The following is a 23,596-nucleotide window of genomic DNA, read 5'->3' on the forward strand; positions in this document are numbered from 1 at the left end:
AAATTACCAAAACAAGGCGTGGTGATCTTCTAATCTCAACACGGCTTCAAAGAAAAAATAATCGCCATAAGGGAGCATTGCACGATCGGCACCGCGTTGAACAAAATAGGCTCCAAAATCCAACATCCCTTGCGCCTCATCGTTATCCAATAAAGAGCAATGTGTTAACAGGCCTTCCATCATGCGCACTGCCGCATCGCGGTAATATTCGCGATTAACCTCATCGCATTCCGCCAATGCCGCTAAACCTGCACAAGCAATTGCCGTTGCCGATGAATCCCAAATCACGCCTCGATCATCGATCGGCGCGGTAAAGTCCCAAGGACATAGCCCTTCTGGCGAAAGATTGTCAATGCAATATGTCGCCACTTTATTTGCAGCGATGAGAAAATCTGCGTCTTGTGTATAACGATATATTTGCGACAACCCATGAATAGCCCACGCTTGTCCTCTCGACCAACAAGACTCATCACTAAAACCTTGAAGCGTTTCTCCTCTAATTGGCTCTTGAGTCGCCGGATCGAACTTATACGTATGGTAAGTACTACCATCTTCACGAATAAGGTGTTTTACCGCTGTATTCGCATGCGCATAAGCCACATCATAAAAACTTTGTATGCCCGTTTGTTGATGGGCCCAAAACAGTAAGGCCATATTTTCAAAACTGTCAATCAACATACGTCCAGCGGCTAGTTCATTCCGGTTTTCAGTATTGATTTTTGTGAGTGGCCAAGCCTGAATAAATTCGCCCACCTGCTGATACTGTGCTCGCAGAGACTCAGCCGCCCGAAGTGCCAATTGCTTCGCTGAGGCATCCGCAGTCAACTTATATTGCGCAACCTCCGTTAAAGAAAATAGAAAACCCAAATCATGATTAATGAGTGATGGCTGATTTAACAGGTGCTCAAAAAACGGCCTCCTCATACGCGCTTGATTGGCAAATTTTTCGTCTCCGGTAAGCATGTATGCCAGCCAGAGCTCGCCGACATAAAAGCCTGCAACCCAATACCCCGACTCACACATCACCCAAGTTAAATCCTGACGCCCGATTTTCGGATTATCGTTGCCGATATTCAGAAGTTGCAGGGACAACTTCTGAATAATTTTCTGCTTAATGGCATGCATATTAAATCAACCCAAATAACCGAGGCAGCGCCAAACTGATCGCCGGCACATAGGTCACTAACATGAGAATAATGAACAGTGCGATGAAGTAAGGGATAAGTTTTTTTATTACCGGTTCAACAGATACGCCTGCCACGGCCGAGCCCGCAAAGAGCAAGGTACCCACAGGAGGTGTACAAATACCTAACGCCAAGTTCATCACCACAATCACACAAAAGTGCACAGGATCCACACCAATCGAAGTGGCAACAGGCATTAAAATAGGAGTAAAAATCAATACCGCTGGCGTTGCGTCCATGAAAGTGCCGATCACCAACAACATAATGTTGATCACTAACAGCACCATAATCGGATTTGGTATACCGCCGAGGAAGTCTTTCACTAAATCAGGAATCCCTGTAAAAGCAAACGACCAAGACATAATGCCGGAGGCCGCAATCATAAATAGCACCGGTACAGAACCGCGTACTGTCTCAATCACAACCGTCCAATATTCTTGCTTCGGTGTGCGATAAACCACGGCTAATATGATGGCATATAGCGATGCCACCGCACTGGCTTCTGTTGCAGTGAAAATACCCGATAGGATCCCCCCCATCACAATGATCACCAATAACAAAACAGGGATCGCTTCTAACGTGATACGTACCGCTTCTTTAAACGCAGGAATTTTGGTGACAGGGTACTGGTTTTTCTTGGCGTAAAACACAGCAACGACCATACAAGCGATACCCATTAAGATACCCGGCAAATACCCCGCCATGAACAGAGCCGAAATTGAACTCCCCGTTACCAGTGAAATAATAATGAAAAGACCACTAGGCGGGATCAGCATCCCTGTTGGCGCCGATGCTATATTCGTAGCAGCAATGAATGCCGGATCATACCCTTCTTTCTTCTGGGCATTCGTCAGGGTTGAACCCATTGCGGTTGCAGAGGCAATCGCCGAACCTGAAATAGCACCAAAAATCATGTTACCGAGGATATTTGTTAACGCCAGTGCACCAGGAATAAAACCGATCATCAATTGCGAAAACGCAATCAGTTTATTAGCCACACCGGAACGATTCATCATGTTACCGGCAAAGATAAAGAAAGGGAGTGCAATCAATGCAAAGCTATCCAATCCCGCAAACATTTTCTGCGTTGCAATGAAGACGGAGCTTTCTAGTGGGATAAAGGGAGCGATAGAGACTAATGCCGCCAGTACCATCGTAATACCAATGGGTACACCGGATACCAACAATAATACAAACGTCACTAACAACATGAGAACAGATAGTTGTGATATATCCATTATGCGGTCTCTCCTTGACTGAATGTTTCTTTTATTTTAATAATACTGATAATTGAACATAGAAAACCAGACACAACGAAAGCCGAATAAATAACACCAAGAGGTATCCCTAACACTGGGGATGTTTGATCCATATTGGATGATGCAGCTATATATCCACCGTAGATAAATACAGAGATATTAAACACCAATGATATAATATGATTAAACAAAACAATAAAACGTTTTTTTGTTCCTTTCAATGAATTGCTTAATAATGCCATACCAAAGTGCATATCATTTAATGTTGCATATCCTGATCCTAAAATAACCATAAGGATAATCATGAAGCGTAAAGCTTCTTCTGTAAAGGTACTTGGATCATTAAATATGAATCGTGATGCCACCTGCCAGATAGTTAATATTAACATCAATACAAACATGGAACCCAATGCGTATTCAAATATTTTATTTATTTTTTCTTTCATGATTTAAAAACTCTAAAACAGAAAAGGGCTTACGACTATATAAGCCCCTTATAGTGAGTAATTATATAGCGCTGTTGATTTGTTCAATGATCAACTTAGATTCAGGATTTGAATCGGTAACTTCTTTATAAAGCGGTTGTACTTTCGCTTGGAATAACGCTTTATCGACTTCATTAAATTGAATCTTACCTTTGGATTCAGCAATAGCCTGATCAATCGCTTTCTTGGCTAGTGTAATTTCATAGACTGTCGCATCTTTTGCTGCACGCTCAATAATATCCAGTTCTTCTTTACTTAATCGTTTTTTGGTTTTTTCTGAAATCAAGATAAATTCTGGATAATTGAAGTGCTCATCAAATGAAAAATACTTCGACACGTTACCATGACCGTGTTCGATCAGTGCTTGAGGGGCATTTTCGGCACCATCAATCACCCCTTGCTGAAGTGCTGCGTACACATCCCCCATCGGCAATGGCGTTGGCGATGCGCCTAACAGTTCCATTGTTTTAATCGCCATCTGAGAGGGCATAACGCGTACTTTCATCCCCTTGAGATCGTCAGGGGTATGGATAGGTTTGCTCTTGGTGTAGAAAGAACGAGCACCAACAACAAAATAATTCAAGGGATGAATACCGTCCTTTTCCATTTCGGTAAACAACGTTTTCCCTGCATCACCATCCATAGATCGAATAAGGTGATCGGTATTATTGAAAATATAGGGCAACGTTACAGGTTTAACAGAATCAGTAAAACTGTCAAGTGTTGCTGCACCGATACGCGCCATATCAATGACACCTTGTTTTAGGTGTTCAACATTTTCACGTTCGTTACCAAGAATACCATTTGAAAACACTTTTACCGTAAGTTCACCATTTGAATACTCTTCAACCTTATCTGCAAAATAATAAACACCATCAGAATTTGGTACACCTGTTGGCATCGTATCAGCCAAACGTAGCGTGGTGGCATTTACGCCTAATGATAGAAATGTTGCAATAATTGTAGATAGGCTAACAATACCTGTTTTCAGTTTCATTCTTATCATTCCTTAAATGAAATTCAATTTATGCCGATATATATCGGCATAATGTTTTACTATTTCGAAATTTTGCCTTTCATTAATGGGAGCATGGCTGCGCCAATAACACCACTTGAATCACCGTGTTTCGCCTTCACCACCTTTGTCGTTATTGACTTAGTGAAGGTATACATTCCAATGCTATTTTCAATTTGTTGGTAAATAATATCTTGATTAGATAGTCCCCCCCCTAATACGATAATATCGGGGTCAATAACATTAACAAGTGAGCCAATAACTCGTGCTAATTGGTCACAGAACAATTCAATATGCGCACATGCCTGCGTATCCCCGCGCTGTGCACTATCAAATATCTGTTTTGCTTTCAGTGGTGGATACTTCAGCGCATAGCTTCTTTCAAACCCAGTACCAGAAACAAAGGATTCATTACAGTTAGTTGAACCGCAATAACACGTTACCGACTCACCGTCTTTTTCTACCGAATAACCGGGTAATGGATTATGACCGATCTCACCCGCAAGCCCATGTTTCCCTTCAACGATTCCACTATTGATAATGACGCCACCGCCACACCCAGTTCCGATGATGATCGCAACACAAGAAGAAGCGGCATCACTTGCAGCACCGGTTTTAAATTCTGAAATAGCCAAACAATTTGCATCATTCGACATTTCAACAGGTACGGGATAAGTCGCCTGTATATCTCGCAGAAAAGGTTGGCCATTCAGATACAAAATATTTGCACCTTTCATCAACCCTGAATCTGACGATACCGACCCGCAGCACCCAATACCAATAGACATGATTGACGTTTCTACCAATGCATCAATCACGCCTTTCACCGCACAGAGGAAATCAGCATAATTCGTTTTAGGTGTGGGAACGCGAATCTTTTTCGCCACTTCCAGAGTGTTAGGTTCAACTAACACTCCTTCAATTTTCGTCCCACCAATATCTAAACCGATTAACATAACCCTTTCTCGATCAATGCCTCCAGTTTCGCTTTATTTTCAGCGCTGACAGCATTCATTGGGCGACGACATGTCTCATTTTGAATAATACCCTTCGCTTTCAGTACATACTTCAAAGATGGGATAACGCCACCTTCTACCAAAGTATCAATCACAATGTTAGCGTCGCGCTGTAATGCCGTTGCTGTTGCCACATCATTGTTACGAATCGCATTGTAGATATTCGAGATACGTTGAGCTTGAACGTTATAAGTAGAACCGATACCGCCCTTCGCACCAACGGCCAAACCCGACACTAAAATTTCATCAAACCCGTTGTACACCGTCATATCAGGGTTACGGCGAGTAATTTGTTCCATTTGGTATAAGTTTGCCGATGTCTGTTTAAGCGCAACTACGCCATCAATATTAAGCAATTCTTCAATTTGATCGCCAGATAAATTCACGCCAGCAAAAGCAGGGAAATTATAAACAATCATTGGCTTACCCGATGCCTGAATAATGTCTTGATAATGTTGTTTCAATTGCGCAAATCCGACTGGGTAATAGAACGGAGTAACTGCTGAAATCGCATCATAACGCAGATCGCGTACCGCTTTTGCCAACGTTTCACTCTTACGCGTTGAAATATCACCAATGTGCGCAATCAATTTTTTATCAGCAGATGCTTTATCAGCCGTAATTTCAAGTACCTGAATACGCTCTTCTGTTGAGCACATAAACGCTTCAGCGGTTGAACCGCCAACATAAAGCCCCTCTAGTTCTGATTGGCAGTTGAATTCAACCAGTTTCGCTAAATCTTCAGTGTTGATGGTTTCATCAGCATTAAAAGGCGTCAGAGTTGCTACATATAAGCCGGATAAGTTCATGGATTTATTCTCTTGTGTGTTGTTCTAAGTTGATAAGACTAGTATGCTGTCATACCAGTATACTGTCTGTGAGTATGATCACAGATGGTATAATAGGATCCTTTTCTGTATACTAGGATCATCGCCTGAACGGCAACCAAGCTCATCGTTGTGAATTGCAATAGCCTTTAACTTCATACATTTAAAATGCAACTTTGCGGCGTTACTAACGGAATCATTCGTAAATTAGAGGACGCGATGTCACCTTTTGGAAATGGCTCTTTGAAGCCTCTGAAAAAGAAGAAGCTCTCAGATCACGTCAGTGATGAGCTAGAGCGATTAATCATTAACCACACGCTAAAAGAAGGTGACACACTGCCTTCTGAGCGAGATTTAATGGAAGCCTTCAATGTGGGCAGACCTTCTGTGCGTGAAGCTTTGCAAAAGCTCGCACAAAAAGGCTTAGTCGAGATCAAAAGCGGAGAAAAGACACGAGTAACCCGCCCTTGTGTTGAAACCGTCATCAGCAATGTCTCAGGCATTGCAATCGGCGTGCTGGCCCAGCAAGCAGAACGCGTTCAATTTGAACAGATTCGTCAATTATTTGAAGTGGCCGTTGTCCGAGAGGCCGCGCGGGTACGAACAGAGAATGATTTAGAAAAACTAAAAATCGCACTCGCAAACAATAAAGCGAAGTTAGGTGATTACGAAGGCTTTGTGGAAACCGATGTGCAGTTTCATATTACGATCATCGAGTGCTTAAATAACCCTATGGCATCCAGCATGTACAGTGCATTCATCGACTGGCTGATCAAAGCGCGACAAAAAGAGAGCTTCTTTGAATTGCATGAACAAAGCTATGTGCATCACTGTAATATCTATCAAGCCATTGAAGACAGCGATCCTGACAAGGCTGAACAATGTATGCTTCAACATATACAATATGTGATAAACCAAGCAGATCAGTAACAAACAGCCATCATCAATGTAATACGCCCACATTGAATTCATCTTCGCATGTGGGTATCTGCTGGAATATCACGCCACAAAATAAAAAGCCTCTACGGGGGAACGTAGAGGCTTGTGATTCCATCACTGATTGTGACGATTAACGGTAATTAACGCGAACCGGCTGGCAGTGCATCCGTGTGTAGGAACTCACCGATACCCAAATCCGGTGGTGTGTCGGTGTCCATATTGGCACCCCAACGGTGGTTTGGCTTATCGCCCATCAAGAATTCAATGTCGCCACCCTGCATGATTTCCGCATGCGTCAGGTACGTGCGGTTGAAGTCTTTACCATTCAACGTCGCTGATTGGATAAAGATGTTTTCACGGCTCACGTTCTTCGCTTTCACAGTGAATCGCTGGCCGTTATCCACGGCGATAGAGGCCGTTTCAAACATTGGCGTACCGATTTCGTAAATGCCCGATGAAGAGTTCACCGGGAAGAAACCGAGCGCACGGAACACGAACCATGATGACAAGGTACCGAAGTCATCGTTACCACAGATACCGTCAGCGGTGTTGTCGTAACACACGTTAGTCGCGGCTGTGACTGCTGCTTGGGTTTTCCATGGCTGTGCCACGTAGTTGTACAGGTAAGGCACATGAATATCCGGCTCATTACCTTGAACGTGCTGACCGAGATTACCCGTATTAAATACCGGGAACTGGTTATCACCGGCGTTACGGTCTGGGTACGTACTGAAGTACTCATCCAAACGTGCGGCAAACAAGGCACCGCGCTCCGCCACTTCATCGCCCGCTAGCGTAGACTGTTCAAACTCGGTCATCAGATCCACCAAGCCGTTAATGTCGTGCTGAACGCTGAAGGAATACTGCCAGCCATTCGACTCAGAGAACGCCCAGTTAAACATATCTGGACGCCAGTCTTTACCGACCGCCTTGCCCGTCTTAGGGTCTACCCAACCCGCATCAATGAACTCACCATCGTTATCACGCGCTTTAAACCAACCTTGGTACTTCTCGCCACCAAAGTCGAACTGGGCCTGCCAGTTATTTGAACGGTCCGCAAACTCTTTGTATTCCGGTGCATCTTCACCCATCACAAGAGCGATGGATTTTGCGATGTTCCAGTCATTCATCGAGTACTCTAGCGAGTAAGATGCGGTCCATGAATCTTTAAACGGTGAGTGGCCGCCGTATGAGTCAGGCGGTGTATCATGCAATTGTGCTGGCACGTAGCCTTGTGCTTCATATTCCTTAATCCATGCGACACCTTGGCTAGACACGGCACGGGCATCAGTGATCATTGCGTTCACCAGACGCACTTTCACGTCTTGACGATCTGCATCAGAGAAGCCTAAGTCGATCATGCGATCATCAAGGTAGCCTTTCGACAGCGCATCATAAATGATTGGGGTGGAGTGCATCCCCATCATCATGCCCGTTTCGTTACCTTTGAAGGTCCACTCTGGTAAACGGCCGCGCTTGATTTCTCCCTTGTCGTTCGTCCACTCTTCTTCCGCATAAGAGAGCATCGACAGCACCATGTCAGCAATACGCGCAGGCTCGGTGATAGAGGCTAACGGCTGAACCGCACGGTAGGTATCCCACAGTGAGAACGTATCGTAACGGGTGTAATCGGCTTTACCGTCTTTGTTAGCATCCGCAGTACGGATCGACTCTTTTAGCGTGTCGATCTTGTCACCCCATGGGGTATTACCATCTGGGTAGGCGTTACGGCCTTGGTGTGTTTGACGGTAACGACCATCCAAATCAGACAGCATGGTTTGGCCTGAGTACGAGCGGTACAAAGCAGTATAGAAGGTTTGCTTGTAATCCAAATCGCCTTCTACACGGATTTTGCCTAACTCATCTTCCCACAACTTGGTCGCGGCCTGACGCACTTCATCGAAGTTCATGCCGGCCACTTCCGTCATGTTCAGTGACGCACCGGTCTTTCCCTCTTTACCGATTTCAACGTTGGACAACGCCAATTTCGCTTCTACCGTCAAACCGGCTTTTGCGGTATCAAACTCGACGTAGGCACGAGCGTATTGGTATTTACCCAGTGTTTCGCCACCGATTTCCAACGTGCCAGCTGGCGCATCAGTGTACTGTTTACCGTCTTTGTCATAATAAGCAAAACGGATGTTTTTGATCGGCTGGTCGAATTCCATCACAAAGAATTCTTTCTGGTTCGCTGCCCAACCATCCGAGAAGCGGTGACCTTCTAATCGGTTATTTTCTTTATCCCATTTCAGGTATGAATCTGACGTGTAGTCCCAGTTAATTTTAAAGCCGGTGTTAACGATGATTTCGGATTTATTATCACGCGGGAAGGTATAACGGTGTACACCGACACGATCAGATGCTGTCAATTCAGCAGTAATATCGTAGTCAATCAAGTCAACTTTGTAATAACCCGCAGTGGCTTGTTCATCTTTATGCTGGAAACGGGACGCTTCAAGGTTCAGCGTGGCCGAGCCTTCATTGAGCATATAATTTGAGCGGCTGTTGATTGGCATCACCAAAATATCATTCAGATCGCCTGCGCCCGCACCGGATAAATGGGTATGTGAGAAACCAGACACGCGCGCATCATGGTAATAATAACCGGAAATATATTCCCAACCGTTTGCACCGTTATTCGGTGATAATTGCACCATGCCGTGAGGAGTAGTGGCACCTGGGTAGTTATTGCCTAAGTTACCCGTACCAATAAAAGGATTCACATGGCGAGTCACATCCATATCGGCAAATTCAACTGGCGTATGCACGCCCATATCAATAACCGGCTTTTCAGTGCTTGGCTTATCGTCACACTCTTCATCACCCGTCGGCGGACAAACCGGTTTGCCCGTTTCTGGTGTGACCGTTGGCGGTGCAACATCGACATCACCATTATAATTAATCGTTTCATCATTACAGCCAGTTAAACCGACTAATCCCATAAATACAGCAATAGATAAGATGTTCTGTTTAAATTCCATTTTCTGCCTTATTTATAATTAAACGTTTTCTTGTCGATAACGTTGTACTTGTTGATAAACGTGCTTGTAGGAAAAGAGAGGAGATAAAACACCTCCTCTTTCTTATGAGTTAATAATATGGATATAAATTACTGAGCTTTTAACGCTTGCTGTTTATCGTTGGTCATTTCAAAGTGCAGCACACCACCGTCTTTTAATTCACGGTGATGGAACGATAAATTCTCCCCAAGCGGTTTGCCGTTAATCGTCGCATTTTTCACGTAGATATTTTCTTCCGAATTATTATCCGACGTGATCGTAAACTGACCGCCATCTCCCACCGGGATCACCGCTTTATCGAAGATCGGGCGACCAATGGTGTAGGTTGGCTCCCCTGGTGTGACTTGGTAGAAGCCCAGCGCCGACATGATGTACCACGCAGACATCTGGCCCACGTCTTCGTTACCGATCAAACCTTCATGGGTCGGGTGGTAGAAGTCGTTCATTGCCTGATTAACGATTTCCTGTGTTTTCCACGGCTCTGCCGTCCAGTTGTACAGGTAAGGCACGTGATGATCCGGCTCGTTACCCATCACGAACTGGCCGATGAAGCCTGACATATCATGCGATTGCGTCGTATCCGCCTTGGAATCGGCATTAAACAGTGCGTCAAGGTTCGCCAAAAATGCCGCTTTGCCCTGCGCAGTCATGACTTCTGGCGCGGAATAATCCGTCCGTTCTTGTTTATCACCACCCATGATGTTCGCCAGGCCATTGAGGTTTTGTGGCGCAAACCAGGTCCACTGCCACGCGTTACCTTCGGTGAAGTCTTCACCACGGTGCTCCGCACGGTATGGCCAGAAGTGATCGCCTTGCACCAAGTTCTTGCGGTCTTTACACCAGTTGTAATCTTTGTCACCTGGAATATCCAACTTGAAGTTGTCATCCAGACACTGGCTGCTCAGGTTATTGGCAAACTCCGGTGTTGCTGAACCTGTCACCTGATACACCGGACGCATAAAACCGGTCGCCCCTAGGCTTTCGTTATTTTTGCCCAGCAGTTTGCCGTAATAGTCCGGGTTATAGTCAAAATACGCCTTGAAGGTTTCAGAACGCTTCATGTAACGGGCGAACATTTCATCATTGCCAGCCAATTTGGCGATCTGTGCAATGGTCCAGTCGTAATACGCATTTTCCAGACCGTACGCGACCGATTCATTCACCAGTTCATCGTATTTATCTTGTTTTAGGCCTTCGACATACGCGGGCTTATTTTTATCCTCGTCTGGGTTCCATTTCACATTGGCCGGCACATAGCCCAACTCTTCCGCGTATTGGCCGTGACGGGTCATGACAGTGAAACGCTTATCTCCGTTCCATGCATCGCGGTAAGGCACCCAGCTTTCAGTAATGGACTCATCAAAGTTGGCCGAGACATCCGCCGCCTGTAAAGCCAATTCAAAATCAGTTTGGGTAAAGGCTTCAGGGTGTTTCACCATGGTATCGGCAATCACGGATACCGCTGGGTAACCCACCATTTCACCGGTGTAATCAGAGTGCAGTTCCCACTTTGGCAGTACCCCGCCGGTCTTGAATTTGTTGATCAAATCATGGACGTAATCAATCGCACGATCTTTGTCGATAATGGTTTTCAGTGGGTGAGAGGCACGGAAGGTATCCCACATGGAGTACACAGACAGGTTAGTGAAACCGTCTTCGGCTTGATGCACTTTGCCGTCCATGCCACGGTATTTACCGTCCACATCCTGGTAAACAAACGGCGCGACAAAAGTGCGGTACAGCGAGGTGTAGAACATGGTCTTGTCAGCGGTTTTTGCGCCTTCCAGCTCAAACTCACCCAAGACATCAATCCAGGCGTTGCGGTTTTTCGCCACCACCGCATCAAAGTCAAAGTCGTTGGTATCAGCGTCGAGGTTTTTCATTGCCCCTTCCACGCTGGTACCAGAAATGGCCACTTTCACCGTGATTGGCTCATCGCCCGCACCAAAGTTCAAGTGGGTCATGATATCGTTGGCACGCTTAGCTAAACGGTCGGCATCTGGCGCGGGCTCGTTCGGCATCTGCTTATGTTCAGCGTAACCACGGTAGTCGGCGAGGCCAACTTCAGTGGCATCAACCGGTGATAATTGGCTTTCAGATGCCAGCTTGGCGTAGAGGTTTTCTTCCACAATCGGCGCAGAGAATTCAGCGACGAAGAAGACGGTTTGCCACTGTCCCCATTCATTCGAGGTACGCGCACCCACTACGGTGGTATCATTAATACGCTTATAATAAATATTACGTGAGTGGTTGCCGTATTGTTCTAATAGCTCATGCTGTAAATCAATACGAACTTTACGATCGCCACCTTTATTAAACGTGAAACGTTGGAACGCAACGCGATCGGTCGCGGAGAGTTCGGCTTTAACGCCGGTCTCAATCAATTCAACAGAATAATAACCGACTTCCGCCGTTTCTGTTTCTTTGTTCATGGTTGGCGCATCGGTATTAAAATCAGAGTACGGCAGGAATGCGAAATCATTTAAATCGCCTTTACCCGCACCTGAAATATGTGTCATGGTAAAACCAGACAGGTATTTATTTGACGGATCGTATTCAGACGGTGAACCTTTGCCATTCCAACCATTAGGATCATAGTTATCAGGTGACGGTTGGATCATGCCTTCAGGCATAACAGGAGACGGGTTAACATTTCCCAGTCCTTTGGTGCCAATGAGGGTATCTACATATTTCAGAACCGTATTTTTCGACAGCCCAGGTTCTAACGTATTGCCGTCATTATTATTTGATGAATCGCTATTACAGCCCGTCAACGCCACCATGCCCAATAGCACGGCAATGGATAATACATTCCGTTTAAATGTCATTTTGATATTCCAAACAAATTAATTCTTAAAAAAGGGGCGAGCGCCCCTTTTATGCAATATTCATTACTGTGCAAGATTGGCTTTCATGGCCTGTGATTTATCGCCCGTCATGACGAAACGCAATTCACCACCGGCTTTGAACTCTTCATGCTCAAAGGTATTAAACGAGTTCAGTGGCTTATTATTGATAGTCACCGATTTCACATACATATTTTCAGGGCTGTTATTTTCTGCAATCACAGTAAATAAACCGGAACCAATATGAACCGTTGCTTTGTTGAAAATAGGACGACCGACGGTGTACGTTGGATCGGTCGGTGAAATCTGATAGAAGCCCAGTGCCGACATGATGTACCACGCTGACATCTGACCCACATCTTCATTACCGATAATGCCGTCCGGTGTTGGGGTATAGAATGTCTTGTACACCTGATCCAAATATTCCTGCGTCTTATACGCTTCTTCTGTGCGCTGGTACAAGTAAATCACGTGGTGTGACGGCTCATTCCCGTGGATGTACTGGCCAATGTAGCCCGTCATATCCTGATGCTGATCACCTTGGTCTGAGTCTGCCGTAAACAAATTGTTCAGCTTCTCATTTAAGCCACTGGTGCCGCCCATGACTTCGGTCAGCTTGTCCAGATCCTGCATGAAGGCCCATTGCCACTGCCACGCATTACCTTCGGTGAAATACAGTGGATCCGCTTTATATGGACTAAATGTCTCCGTTGAGTATTTAAATGCACATGGGTCACCGTCTTTCAATTCTGTCGGTACGAAGAAACCAACACTATCATCCCAATGCATTAAAGAGTTATAAGAGCGCGCTTTAAACTCATCATAGGTATGCATGTCACCGGCGGCTTTGGCCATTTCAGCAATGGTCCAGTCGTAGAACGAGAATTCCAGTGAGTAAGAGACGGAGTTCCAGTTTGGCGCTCGCACACACTGCTCTTTGACATGGTAATTTAACTGACCCGCCATCAGAGACGTTAAGATCCCATCATTGATTTGTGGAAAATCGTGCGGGCGGTAACGGGCCGATTTCACCGAAGCATCCAGTGCGGTTTGCGCATCCACCAGCCCTTTCGTCACCGCATCACCCAGAATCGCCGTCGACGGGTAACCAATCATGGTGCCGGTTTCAGAACCGTGGCCTTCCCACTTCGGCAGCATGCCAAACTCATCGTTCGATTTACGGATCAAATCTTTGACGTACAGCGTCGCTTGCTTCGGATCGATAATGGTCCACAGCGGGTGTACCGCACGGAACGTATCCCATGTGGAGTAAATGGAATAGTTTGGCGTATCGCCCTTCTCTAGCGTGCGCACCGTACCCAGCATGTCAACGTACTTACCATCAACATCATAGAACTCAATCGGCGCAATCATCATGTGATACAGGCCGGTGTAGAAATTGGTTTTTTCAGCGTCCGTGCCGCCTTCCACTTTCACCTTAGACAGTTTCTCTGCCCACGCGTATTCCGCCTGATCTTTCACCTTGGCAAAGTCATAGGTCATGGCTTCGGCTTCCAGGTTTTTCTGTGCGCCATGCCAGTTCACAGGCGAAATCGCTACGCGCACTTCAATGGCTTTATCACCCGGGCCAAAGTTTAGGTACGCCGTCATATCATCGCCCTGATACACGTAATTTTGGCGCATCTCCTTATCATCCGGCGCACTTTCTCCGGTACCTAATAGTGCTTTCGCTACTGGCTCATTAAATTTGGCATAGAAGAAAATATCTTGGCCCTGATGGTCTTGCCCCTGGAACCAACCGGTAGAGGTTTTACGGCCACGAATAGTGTAGTCATCCAAAATTTCGATTTTGGTCTTTAGCGTTTCGCCGTTGTTGTTCAGCAGTGTATGGCCGAGATCGAATTTAATATTACGGTCAGCGCCTTTTTCAAAGGTATAACGGTGCAAACCCACACGCTTGGTGGTGGTCAGTTCAACGTCAATGTTGCCTTCATTCAGCCTGGTTTTGTAGTAACCCACACTGGCGTGCTCGTTGGACTTATCAAAGGCATTAATCAGGGTATCTTTCATGTCGCTGTAAGGCAGGACTAAGATATCACCCAGATCCGTTGCCCCCGTCCCCGACAAGTGGGTGTGAGAGAAACCGTAAATTGGGACATCTTTATCAACGATAATGCCGTTCTCTGAGTAATCTGACGAATCCCAGTAACCTGACGCAGAGTGCCAAGGGTTTTTGTCCGATTCATGATCAATTTCAGACCCGACAAAGGTATCTGGCGACAACTGCACCATACCCGCAGGCACCACGGCACCCGGGAAGGTATGGCCGCTGGCAGCGGTACCGATCATGGGATCCACAAAGCGCGTTAATGAACGATCCACTTCAACCGGTGACACTGGTGTGCTCGGCTCCAGCGGCGTCGTTGGGATAGATGGCTCGGGTGTGATATTGGTAATATGTGTGGTCTCGTCATTACACCCCGTCAAACCAACGATACCAACAAACACCGCAAGAGAAAGTACATTACGTTGAAATTTCATTACTATACCTTTTATTGTATTTTTTAGATGGAAAGTAAAACTGCCCATAGGATAATTCGTTATTCACATTCTCAAATGCAAATAACGAATTACCATTTAAAATAACAAAAACAATATTTACAGATAGACATACCATTAATCAGACAAACATAGCATCAATATTTATCGAAGCTATTTATTGTCGTTTTTTTAATTAACGACAGGCATACCTGACACTGGGAATGGAGAAATCATAGGGATTAAATTTCCGCTTGGTAAGTTGACTTTTTTAGCATTCACTGGACTTTTGTACCTGCGCCATTAAAGTGTGACGCCAGTGACAATTGCGAACGATAAATAATCACAGCGCATCACGCAAAGCCACAAAATACAATAAAAACAATTAGTTAAACCCAAATCAAAAATCATCAAATGACATGATAAAATGTCATTTGATGTCAATTTGTGACATGCGTTCGGAAAATACAGAGAATAACAACTTCACTATTCATCCAAGCTCATAGTTTTCCCTTTGTGCAGAATTGTCCTATTGCTTGTGCATGATGCGAAACCGCACTTTCCTGTATTTCCAATAAATAGAAGCAACATCACATATTCAGCCTGTAACTATTTATGCCAAAATGTGTCAGACTGAAATATATTTCAATATTGTCATATTTACCGCCATCCACAGAGCATAAAAAATAATCAACGGCGAATCAAATACAGGTGATTTATACAAAAAACAATAAAAGGAAGATGTAAAAAATGAGAAGAGAAAGAATGATGTTAGAAAGAAAAAAGAAAAAAGAAAAAAGAAAAAAGAAAAAAGAAAAAACACATAAAAAATAGGCCTGCAGATGCAAGCCTATTTGTCATGTAAAATAGCAATATGTATTACTGGGCGCCCATCGCTTGGGTTTTATCACCCGTCATTACGAACTTCAGCTCACCGCCCGGTTTGAACTCGGTGTGATTGAAGAACAAGCCGTCATCCAGTGCTTTGCCATTAATGGTAACGGACTTGACGTACATGTTGTTGTCAGCGTTGTTTTCTGTGGTGATGGTGAACGTACCGCCATCAACCGGGATCACCGCTTTATCAAACAGTGGACGGCCAATGGTATAAGTTGGATCCGCCGCATTGACCTGATAGAAGCCCAACGCCGACATCACATACCACGCTGACATCGCACCCACATCTTCGTTACCGATCACCCCTTCCGGTGCAGCGAAGTACATGTCATCCAGAATATAGTCGACCACTTCCTGAGTCTTCCATGGCTCTGCTGTCCAGTTGTACAAGTACGGAATATGGTGGGATGGTTCATTACCGAAGGCCACCTGACCGATCAGACCGGACATATCGGCCGTTTCATCACCGGTGATCTTGGCGGTAAATGTCGCTTCCAAGTTTTTCTGGAAAGCCGTCTCACCACCCATGATGTTTTTCAAACCCGCAATGTCGTGCGGCACAAACCATGTCCACTGCCACGCATTCCCTTCGGTATAGTTACCCGTCTCATGCGCGGTGCCGTACGGATCAAACGGCGTCATGAAGCTTTCATCAATCATCACCGGACGCATAAAGCCTGTCACGCCATGCTCAGCGTACTCACTCGGGTTATGATCGAAATACTTCTGATAACCCTTCGAACGTTTCAGGTATGTCGCTTCAGCCTCGGTATCCCCAGCGGCTTTGGCAATTTGGGCAATCGCCCAGTCATAGAAAGCATTTTCTAGGCCGTATGACACGGACTCAATGGTATGGTCTGGCTCAATCGGGTCACCATCGGCATCACGTTGGATAGCAGGCGCAAAGCCATTCTTCTCAATGTAATCGATGTGCTTGGTCAGAGTACGATTCAACACAGGTACATCCCACTCAGTAGCAAGCGCGGCATAATTGTCGTACGTCGATGAATCAATTGCCGCTTTCAATGCAAGGGCTTTCTCTTCTTGGGTAAACGCATCCGGGAACTTGGTGATCGCATCGGCAATCACAGCCACAGCGGGGTAGCCCACCATGGTGCCGGTTTCATCCCCTAAGTGTTCCCACTTCGGCAACAAACCACTTTCGGTGTACTTCTGCACCAAGTTCTTCGCATACTGAACAGCACGTGTCGGCTCGGTAATGGTTTTTAGCGGGTGCAGGGCTTTGTGGGTATCCCACAATGAATACACCGAGAAGTTCGGCAGCTCTTCTGTCGCTTGGCCATACGCGATGGAATACTCGCCCTCGCCTTCACGGATTGAGCCTTTGCCCATGCCACGGAAGCTTCCATCAACATCTTGGTGAACCTGCGGCGCAATTTTGGTGTGATACAGCGCGGTATAGAAGATTTCCTTCTGCGCTTCCGTACCGCCTTCAATCGTGAAATTCAGCGCCTTGGCCCACTTCTCACGCGCTTGCGTGCGCGCGGTATCAAACGACATATCGGCTTCTGCTGCGTGGTTATTCAATGCCCCGTCGGCATCGACCGCCGACAATGCCACTTGTGCGTTCAACTGCTGTGAACCGCCATCTTCAAACTCAATGTAGGCAGTGACATCAGCCTTAATACGCTTAGTCGGTTTACCCGCGTCATCATAGATCAACGATGTAACGTGCTCGGCGGTCAGACCGTCCACCGGCTTGCCGTTTGCCAGGATATACACCTCTTTGATTTTCTTATCAAAGGTGGCATGGAAGAAGATTTTTTGGTTTTTCGCCCAACCGGAGAAATGCGCCGCATCACGTTCACCGGTCACGCTGTAACCATCCTCACTGACGGTCAGCTTGTTACGCAGTGACGTCGAACCCCAGTCGCTGTTCAAAATCGAGTTGAGGTCGATCTTCAAACGCTGCGGTTGATCTTCAGGATAGGTATAGCGGTGGAAGCCCACCCGCTCAGACGCCGTCAGTTCCGCTTTGATGCCATTATCCGTAATGTTCACCGCGTAATAGCCCGCTTCCGCCACTTCAGAGGTTTTATCCATCTTGACGGAAATCGCCTGCTTGTAATCGTCGGTATCTTCAATGTACTTGGCTTTGTCTTCGGTAAACGGCAGGAACAAAATGTCGCCTAAGCCGCCCATGCCGGTGCCTGACAAGTGAGTATGGGAGAAACCAAACAGCGTTTTCTTGTCGTAGTGATAGCCCGATGACGAGTGCCAGCCCATCAGCTCGGTATCTGGCGACAATTGCACCATGCCTTCCGGCACCACCGGTCCCGGGAAGGTATGGCCGTTAAATCCGGTACCGATAAACGGGTCGACGTATTTTAGCGTACTGGTATCCACCTGCGTTTTGCTGGTCGTATCATCATCGTTGCAACCGACCAAGCCCACTAAACCGGCGATCACTGCGGTGGTGATCATGCTTTTTGAGAAATTCATGTGATGTCCTTGTCCTGATGAGGGGAAACTGACCGCTTCCCCTTCATTGTCTGAATAAATGCGCTTATTGCGCTTGCATGGCTTCTTTCTTATCGCCGGTCATCACGAAGCGAAGCTCGCCGCCTGCTTTGATTTCACTGTGCTCAAAGGTCAACTCGTTAGAGAGTTCTTTGCCGTTGATGGTGACGGATTTCACGTACTTGTTATGTGGGCTGTTATTGTCAGCAACGATGGTGAACGTACCGCCGTCAACATCGATAGCTACTTCATCAAACAGCGGGCGACCAATGGAGTAAGACGGGTCTGCTGGCGAGACTTGATAGAAGCCCATCGCTGACATGATGTACCACGCAGACATCTGGCCGACGTCTTCGTTACCAATCAAGCCCGTCGGCTCGATGGTGTACATTTCTGCCATAATGCGATCCAAGTACTCTTGCGCTTTCCAAGGTTCATCCGTCATGTTGTACAAGTAAGGAATGTGGTGTGACGGTTCGTTACCGTGCATGTACTGGCCAATGTAACCAGTTAAGTCAGGCAGCTCTTCACCGGTGTTTGATGAACGTGCCGTAAACAACTCATCCAAATCTTCGCGGAAGGCTTTCTCTGGTGTCGTTTCTTTGTTGTTCGCCACATCTGCGTTGTAGATTTCTTGCTTCAGACGCGCAAAGTCATGCATTGGCTGGAATTTCCATTGCCATGCATTGCCTTCGGTAAAGGCAAATTCATCGACGTAATATGGGTCGAAATCAAGAAGCGGACATTCTAGAGATTCGCCGCTTGGGTGATTTGGCCACGCAACAGTCACACACTCATCTTCGCGAGATTCGTCAACAGGCTGGTTAAACGCCAATGGTGGTTTGTTTGCACTTGAACTGTTTGGATGGTTCTTCGGACGCAAGAAACCGGTTTCGCCATCCCAGTGATGTAGCCAGTTATCGGCGCGTGCAAGAAACTCCTCTTGCACCTTCACATCACCCGCCATACGTGCGATTTCAGAGACCGCCCAGTCACCGTAAGCGAATTCCAATGTGTAGGATGCAGAGTTCCAGTAACCGTGGTGAACGAAGCCATTGTCTTCATACACTTTGACTTGCACCACGTTCGCCGCACCGATGTTTTGGTCAGCCGTCCAATCAGGGAACTCGCTTTCTTCGTGGTAGCGCGCTGTAAACTCAGCCGCTTCCAACGCGTCTTGCGCGTCGACATCCAGCCCTTTCGCCATGGCATCCGCAATGATCGAAATTGCAGGGAAACCAATCATAGTACCCGTATAGTGACCTTGCAGCTCCCACTTCGGTAAGATGCCACCGTCTTTGTACTTGCGGATCAGATCGTTCGCGTATTCTTCAGCGCGATCTGGGTTAATAATGGTCTGCAAGGGATGGAATGCACGGAAGGTATCCCACATCGAATAGATGGAATAGTTTGGTATATCGCCTGCGTTTTTCAGCTCTTGAGTACGCATCGCACGGTATGTGCCGTCCACATCTTGGAATACCATCGGTGCAATATTGGCGTGATACATCGCCGTGTAGAAAATCTCTTTCTGCTCTTCCGTACCACCCTTCACAGACACTTTTGCTAGCTCGTTATGCCATGCTTGTTGCGTTTTTTTCAGTACCTTATCAAAGCCCCATTCAGTAACTTCTGCATCCAAGTTTTTCTTCGCACCACGCACACTGGTTGGAGATAAGCCAAGGGTTAGTTCGATAGGTTTATCTGAAGGTGCAAACTCTAGGTAAGCAATGCTCTTAGTCGCTTGAATCGCATCGTTTTCAAGGGCGATGTCGGTTTCCACACCGTCGATCATGCCCGTCGCTTTTACGATAGGTTGATTGAATTTAGCGTAGAAATAGATGTGCTGGTTATTCGCCCAGCCGTCAGAACTTCGTTTGCCACGCACGGTGTATTCATCAATGAATTCGATATCACCTATCGTGGTACGGTTGCCCCAGCTTTTATTCAGCGTGTGGTCTAAATCGAGTTTAAGGAACGGCGTGGTGCCTTCTTTAAAGGTATATTTGTGGTAGCCCACACGTGGCGATGTGGTTAATTCCACTTTAATGTCACCACGGTTTAATTCGACAGAATAATAACCCGCTTCCGCTTTTTCATTTTCTTTATCGAAGGTGTTATAAGTCGCATTGCCTTTTTCAGTGAATGGCAGAATAAGAATATCACCTAAATCCGTGATACCCGTTCCAGAAAGGTGGGTATGAGAAAAACCGTAAACAGGAATGTCTTCTTTTTTACCGTGGTCAAAATAACCCGCAGCAGAGCCCCAACCTTCCATTTCCGTATCAGGAGAAAGCTGCACCATGCCGCCAGGGTAGACAGCACCTGGGAAGGTGTGGCCATCAGCGCCCGTGCCAATAAATGGGTCAACATATTTAATCAGTGATTTATTCACCACTTCACCAATTTTATCTTGAGTATCATTATCGCTGTTACAGCCCGCAAGGCCTAGCATGGCAACGATCACTGCGGTTGAAATAAGGGTTCTTTTCAGATTCATTGTTATGTCCACGAATAGTTATGGTTATAAAGCGTTATTTCCCTTAAGGGGGAGGAAGGGATATAACGCCGTCTGTATTTTTTATTACGGATTTTTATTGCGTGTTTTATTGAATATTTTATTTGATGCTATATTTCATGGCAGTCATGACGTTTGAAGGTTCTGACGTCATGAAGAAATGCAGTTCGATATCGTATTTCAACGCACTACGTGAAGAAAAACAGCTTTCGCTAAGTGGCTGACCGATAAAAGTAAAAGCGTGACTATCGACAGGAATAGACAAATAATGCCGTTGAGATGTCATTGGGTGTATTCTCTTTTGTATTAATAGGGCGTTTCCCATTAATTAGCCGGGTAATATCTTGCGCTGTTAATTTTCATCACCTGTTATATTTGCCGTCAACGTATTGTCATTATGATATGACCGTGTTTATCGACAAATGTCATGCATCGCTTCAAGTGATCGGTATCAGCAAGAACGGAAAATTAACCAGGGCAAAATATATCGTTACATCAAAAAATAATAAAAAGAGAAAGTAAACAGGCCCGTAGGATAACTTTGGTATTCACATCATGAATATGAATAACGAAACCATCTTAAGGATGGGGACCTATTGGTCCCCATGTATTGCGTTAGCTATTATTTCATTTGTACTTATTGCAAGAACACTTAGGCTTTAATCAGTGTTGCTGCGTTTTTCATTGCTTCTTTCGTAGAACATTCAACTTGGCGAATGTTGGCGAAACGCTCTGATTCTTTCACTGGGATATCATGAGCAAGGATGATGAACTTCGCGTTTGCCACATCTTTTGCTGTTAGCTTATTCACTAGGCCGTTAGAACCCTGTGTTTCAACTTTAATCTTGATACCCGCTGCAACACCGGCTTTCTCTAGCGCTTTTGCTGCCATGAAAGTGTGTGCTACGCCAGAAGGACAACATGTTACTGCTAGTACATCGTACTCGCCTTCACCTGCAACAGGTGCCGCTTGAGTTTGTACTGGTGCTTCAACGGCTGCGGTATCTTCTTCAAACACGGGCTTCCAGAAGCCAACAATCACTGCTGTTGTTAGAGAACCTAGTGCAATACCAACCACGTACATTGGGATGTTGCTAGAGACTGGTGCAGTGATTAGACCGCCCCAAGGTGCATGCAGTAGTACGTCTGTTAGGAAACCGAATACACAACCTACGATACCACCCGCTACGATTGAAGGAAGTACACGCATTGGGTCGTTCGCTGCGAATGGGATAGCACCTTCAGAGATACCGATTGAACCCATGATTGCTGCTGCTTTACCCGCTTCTTGCTCTTCTTTCGAGAATTTCTTCTTAAATAGGAACGTCGCTAGTGCCATACCCAGTGGTGGTGTACAGATTGCGATACCCACGCCACCCATTAGCCATGGCTGTGTGTCTACCTGCGTTTGAGCAAACAGTGTCGCTACCTTGTTGATTGGGCCGCCCATATCGAACGCCGTCATACCACCAAGAATCGCACCCAGTACCGCTTTAGACGAACCTGCCATAGATGCTAGGAATTCATTCATGTTCACCATGAAAGAAGAGATAGCCGCACCTAGGCCCCACATAACGATACCTGCAGATACCAAGGTACCAACCAATGGGTAGATGAAGTACACACCCAGTGCACTTAGGTGAGCAGGAATCGGTAGCTTCTTAAGCTGAAGAACCACACCACCCGCGATGAAACCCGCGACGATACAGCCAAGGAAACCACCGCCCAAATCCGCCATGATGCCAGAAGCGATAAACGCAGGCGCTAGTGCAGGTTTATCCGCGATAGAGTAACCAATGAAACCACCCAGAATGATTGGGAAAAGCACAAGGCCTTTGATCGCAATCGTCGAAATATCTGCAAGCACACCCGTATCTGGTACCGCACCTTTACCGGTTGCCATTACCGCTAGGGCCAATAACACACCACCCGCTACCACGAAAGGCAACATGTGAGACGTACCGAACAACAAGTGTCCTTTCAATTTGGATAAAGTTTGTTTCCAATCACTTTGATTATGCGTAGCTGCAATCGTTGACATAAAAGTAATCCTAAAAGTTAATTAGTCAGTAGATCTAAAATTTGTTGTTCCGTGGTCGCTTTTTGCATATCGGCAATAAGGTCATCACCGAACTTTTCAAATAGCGCTTGTAGTGCATAAATATGGTGGTCGCCGCTTTCTGGTGAGGCAATCATGAAAAATACGGTTGGCTGGTCATCATCTGCGCCGTACTCGATGGCTGTTTTTGACACACCCACTGCAATAGCGGGTTCAATAACCGCCGCATTTTTAGTGTGAGGGTAAGCAATGCCCATGTCAGCAGTCACACACTGCGCTTCACGTGCATAAATACCGGCTAGAAAGTTTTCTTTATTATCGATGCGGTTATTTTTAAACAGCATTTCAGCTAGCTCAGAAAACACACCGTCTTTGGTTGTTGCTTCTAAGTTCAATTTAATAAGGTTGGTATTTACTAGTGTCGTGATCATGGTATTTCCCTTTATAAAACTTTTTGCTTAATTCAATCTTTATGAATTTGATGAGCGAATCATAGGGATTAACCGACAACTTGGTAAGTTGACATTTACGCCATTTACTGGATTTTTGTA

Annotated in this window: 14 protein-coding genes; 1 reads left to right on the forward strand and 13 read right to left on the reverse strand. The window is 45.9% G+C overall.

Annotation, left to right across the window (positions count from 1 at the left end):
* Nucleotides 1-3: 3 nt before the first annotated feature.
* The 6 genes from ACSF8W_RS09690 to ACSF8W_RS09715 form a co-directional block, all read right to left on the reverse strand.
* Nucleotides 4-1,125, reverse strand: coding sequence for a glycoside hydrolase family 88 protein (locus ACSF8W_RS09690; RefSeq protein WP_500847105.1), 1,122 nt, complete (start codon nt 1,123-1,125; stop codon nt 4-6).
* A gap of 1 nt (nt 1,126) precedes the next feature.
* The gene (locus ACSF8W_RS09695) at nt 1,127-2,422 is read right to left on the reverse strand and encodes a TRAP transporter large permease (protein ID WP_500847107.1); all 1,296 of its coding nucleotides are present in this window, start codon (nt 2,420-2,422) and stop codon (nt 1,127-1,129) included.
* Nucleotides 2,422-2,889 carry a TRAP transporter small permease gene (locus ACSF8W_RS09700; RefSeq protein WP_500847108.1) on the reverse strand — a complete coding sequence of 156 codons (468 nt, stop codon included), beginning with the start codon at nt 2,887-2,889 and terminating at the stop codon, nt 2,422-2,424. The genes ACSF8W_RS09695 and ACSF8W_RS09700 overlap by 1 nt, the downstream gene beginning before the upstream one ends.
* A 61-nt stretch (nt 2,890-2,950) precedes the next feature.
* Nucleotides 2,951-3,925 carry a TRAP transporter substrate-binding protein gene (locus ACSF8W_RS09705; protein WP_500847109.1) on the reverse strand — a complete coding sequence of 325 codons (975 nt, stop codon included), beginning with the start codon at nt 3,923-3,925 and terminating at the stop codon, nt 2,951-2,953.
* Between the two features lie 59 nt (nt 3,926-3,984).
* The gene (locus ACSF8W_RS09710; RefSeq protein ID WP_500847111.1) at nt 3,985-4,899 is read right to left on the reverse strand and encodes an ROK family protein; all 915 of its coding nucleotides are present in this window, start codon (nt 4,897-4,899) and stop codon (nt 3,985-3,987) included.
* Entirely contained in the window at nt 4,893-5,768 is an 876-nt protein-coding gene (locus ACSF8W_RS09715; RefSeq protein ID WP_500847112.1) for an N-acetylneuraminate lyase, read from the reverse strand. The genes ACSF8W_RS09710 and ACSF8W_RS09715 overlap by 7 nt, the downstream gene beginning before the upstream one ends.
* A gap of 186 nt (nt 5,769-5,954) precedes the next feature.
* Between ACSF8W_RS09715 and ACSF8W_RS09720 the strand changes: the two genes are divergently transcribed.
* The gene (locus ACSF8W_RS09720) at nt 5,955-6,716 is read left to right on the forward strand and encodes an FCD domain-containing protein (RefSeq protein ID WP_500847113.1); all 762 of its coding nucleotides are present in this window, start codon (nt 5,955-5,957) and stop codon (nt 6,714-6,716) included.
* Between the two features lie 149 nt (nt 6,717-6,865).
* Here ACSF8W_RS09720 and ACSF8W_RS09725 read toward each other — a convergent pair whose 3' ends face one another.
* The 7 genes from ACSF8W_RS09725 to ACSF8W_RS09755 all read right to left on the reverse strand — a co-directional run bounded on the left by ACSF8W_RS09725 (nt 6,866) and on the right by ACSF8W_RS09755 (nt 23,476).
* Nucleotides 6,866-9,706 carry a GH92 family glycosyl hydrolase gene (locus ACSF8W_RS09725; protein ID WP_500847115.1) on the reverse strand — a complete coding sequence of 947 codons (2,841 nt, stop codon included), beginning with the start codon at nt 9,704-9,706 and terminating at the stop codon, nt 6,866-6,868.
* 128 nt (nt 9,707-9,834) lie between these two features.
* A complete protein-coding gene (locus ACSF8W_RS09730) occupies nt 9,835-12,573 on the reverse strand; it encodes a GH92 family glycosyl hydrolase (RefSeq protein WP_500847116.1) in 2,739 nt (912 codons plus the stop codon).
* 63 nt (nt 12,574-12,636) lie between these two features.
* The gene (locus ACSF8W_RS09735; RefSeq protein WP_500847118.1) at nt 12,637-15,093 is read right to left on the reverse strand and encodes a GH92 family glycosyl hydrolase; all 2,457 of its coding nucleotides are present in this window, start codon (nt 15,091-15,093) and stop codon (nt 12,637-12,639) included.
* An 876-nt stretch (nt 15,094-15,969) separates the two neighbouring features.
* The gene (locus tag ACSF8W_RS09740) at nt 15,970-18,450 is read right to left on the reverse strand and encodes a GH92 family glycosyl hydrolase (protein WP_500847119.1); all 2,481 of its coding nucleotides are present in this window, start codon (nt 18,448-18,450) and stop codon (nt 15,970-15,972) included.
* A gap of 64 nt (nt 18,451-18,514) precedes the next feature.
* Nucleotides 18,515-20,968 carry a GH92 family glycosyl hydrolase gene (locus tag ACSF8W_RS09745; protein WP_500847120.1) on the reverse strand — a complete coding sequence of 818 codons (2,454 nt, stop codon included), beginning with the start codon at nt 20,966-20,968 and terminating at the stop codon, nt 18,515-18,517.
* Nucleotides 20,969-21,638: 670 nt separating this feature from the next.
* Nucleotides 21,639-23,027, reverse strand: coding sequence for a PTS fructose transporter subunit IIBC (locus ACSF8W_RS09750; RefSeq protein ID WP_500847122.1), 1,389 nt, complete (start codon nt 23,025-23,027; stop codon nt 21,639-21,641).
* Nucleotides 23,028-23,044: 17 nt separating this feature from the next.
* Nucleotides 23,045-23,476 (reverse strand): PTS sugar transporter subunit IIA, encoded by a 432-nt coding sequence (locus ACSF8W_RS09755; RefSeq protein WP_500847124.1) that lies wholly within the window; start codon nt 23,474-23,476, stop codon nt 23,045-23,047.
* Nucleotides 23,477-23,596 lie beyond the last annotated feature (120 nt).

The organism is Photobacterium sp. 270122K (genome assembly GCF_059941365.1).

Coding starts and splice junctions, on each gene's coding strand:
- ACSF8W_RS09690 (WP_500847105.1), bottom strand. CDS start 1,125: ATGCATGCCATTAAGCAGAAAATTATTCAGAAGTTGTCCCTGCAACTT.
- ACSF8W_RS09695 (WP_500847107.1), bottom strand. CDS start 2,422: ATGGATATATCACAACTATCTGTTCTCATGTTGTTAGTGACGTTTGTA.
- ACSF8W_RS09700 (WP_500847108.1), bottom strand. CDS start 2,889: ATGAAAGAAAAAATAAATAAAATATTTGAATACGCATTGGGTTCCATG.
- ACSF8W_RS09705 (WP_500847109.1), bottom strand. CDS start 3,925: ATGAAACTGAAAACAGGTATTGTTAGCCTATCTACAATTATTGCAACA.
- ACSF8W_RS09710 (WP_500847111.1), bottom strand. CDS start 4,899: ATGTTAATCGGTTTAGATATTGGTGGGACGAAAATTGAAGGAGTGTTA.
- ACSF8W_RS09715 (WP_500847112.1), bottom strand. CDS start 5,768: ATGAACTTATCCGGCTTATATGTAGCAACTCTGACGCCTTTTAATGCT.
- ACSF8W_RS09720 (WP_500847113.1), top strand. CDS start 5,955: ATGCAACTTTGCGGCGTTACTAACGGAATCATTCGTAAATTAGAGGAC.
- ACSF8W_RS09725 (WP_500847115.1), bottom strand. CDS start 9,706: ATGGAATTTAAACAGAACATCTTATCTATTGCTGTATTTATGGGATTA.
- ACSF8W_RS09730 (WP_500847116.1), bottom strand. CDS start 12,573: ATGACATTTAAACGGAATGTATTATCCATTGCCGTGCTATTGGGCATG.
- ACSF8W_RS09735 (WP_500847118.1), bottom strand. CDS start 15,093: ATGAAATTTCAACGTAATGTACTTTCTCTTGCGGTGTTTGTTGGTATC.
- ACSF8W_RS09740 (WP_500847119.1), bottom strand. CDS start 18,450: ATGAATTTCTCAAAAAGCATGATCACCACCGCAGTGATCGCCGGTTTA.
- ACSF8W_RS09745 (WP_500847120.1), bottom strand. CDS start 20,968: ATGAATCTGAAAAGAACCCTTATTTCAACCGCAGTGATCGTTGCCATG.
- ACSF8W_RS09750 (WP_500847122.1), bottom strand. CDS start 23,027: ATGTCAACGATTGCAGCTACGCATAATCAAAGTGATTGGAAACAAACT.
- ACSF8W_RS09755 (WP_500847124.1), bottom strand. CDS start 23,476: ATGATCACGACACTAGTAAATACCAACCTTATTAAATTGAACTTAGAA.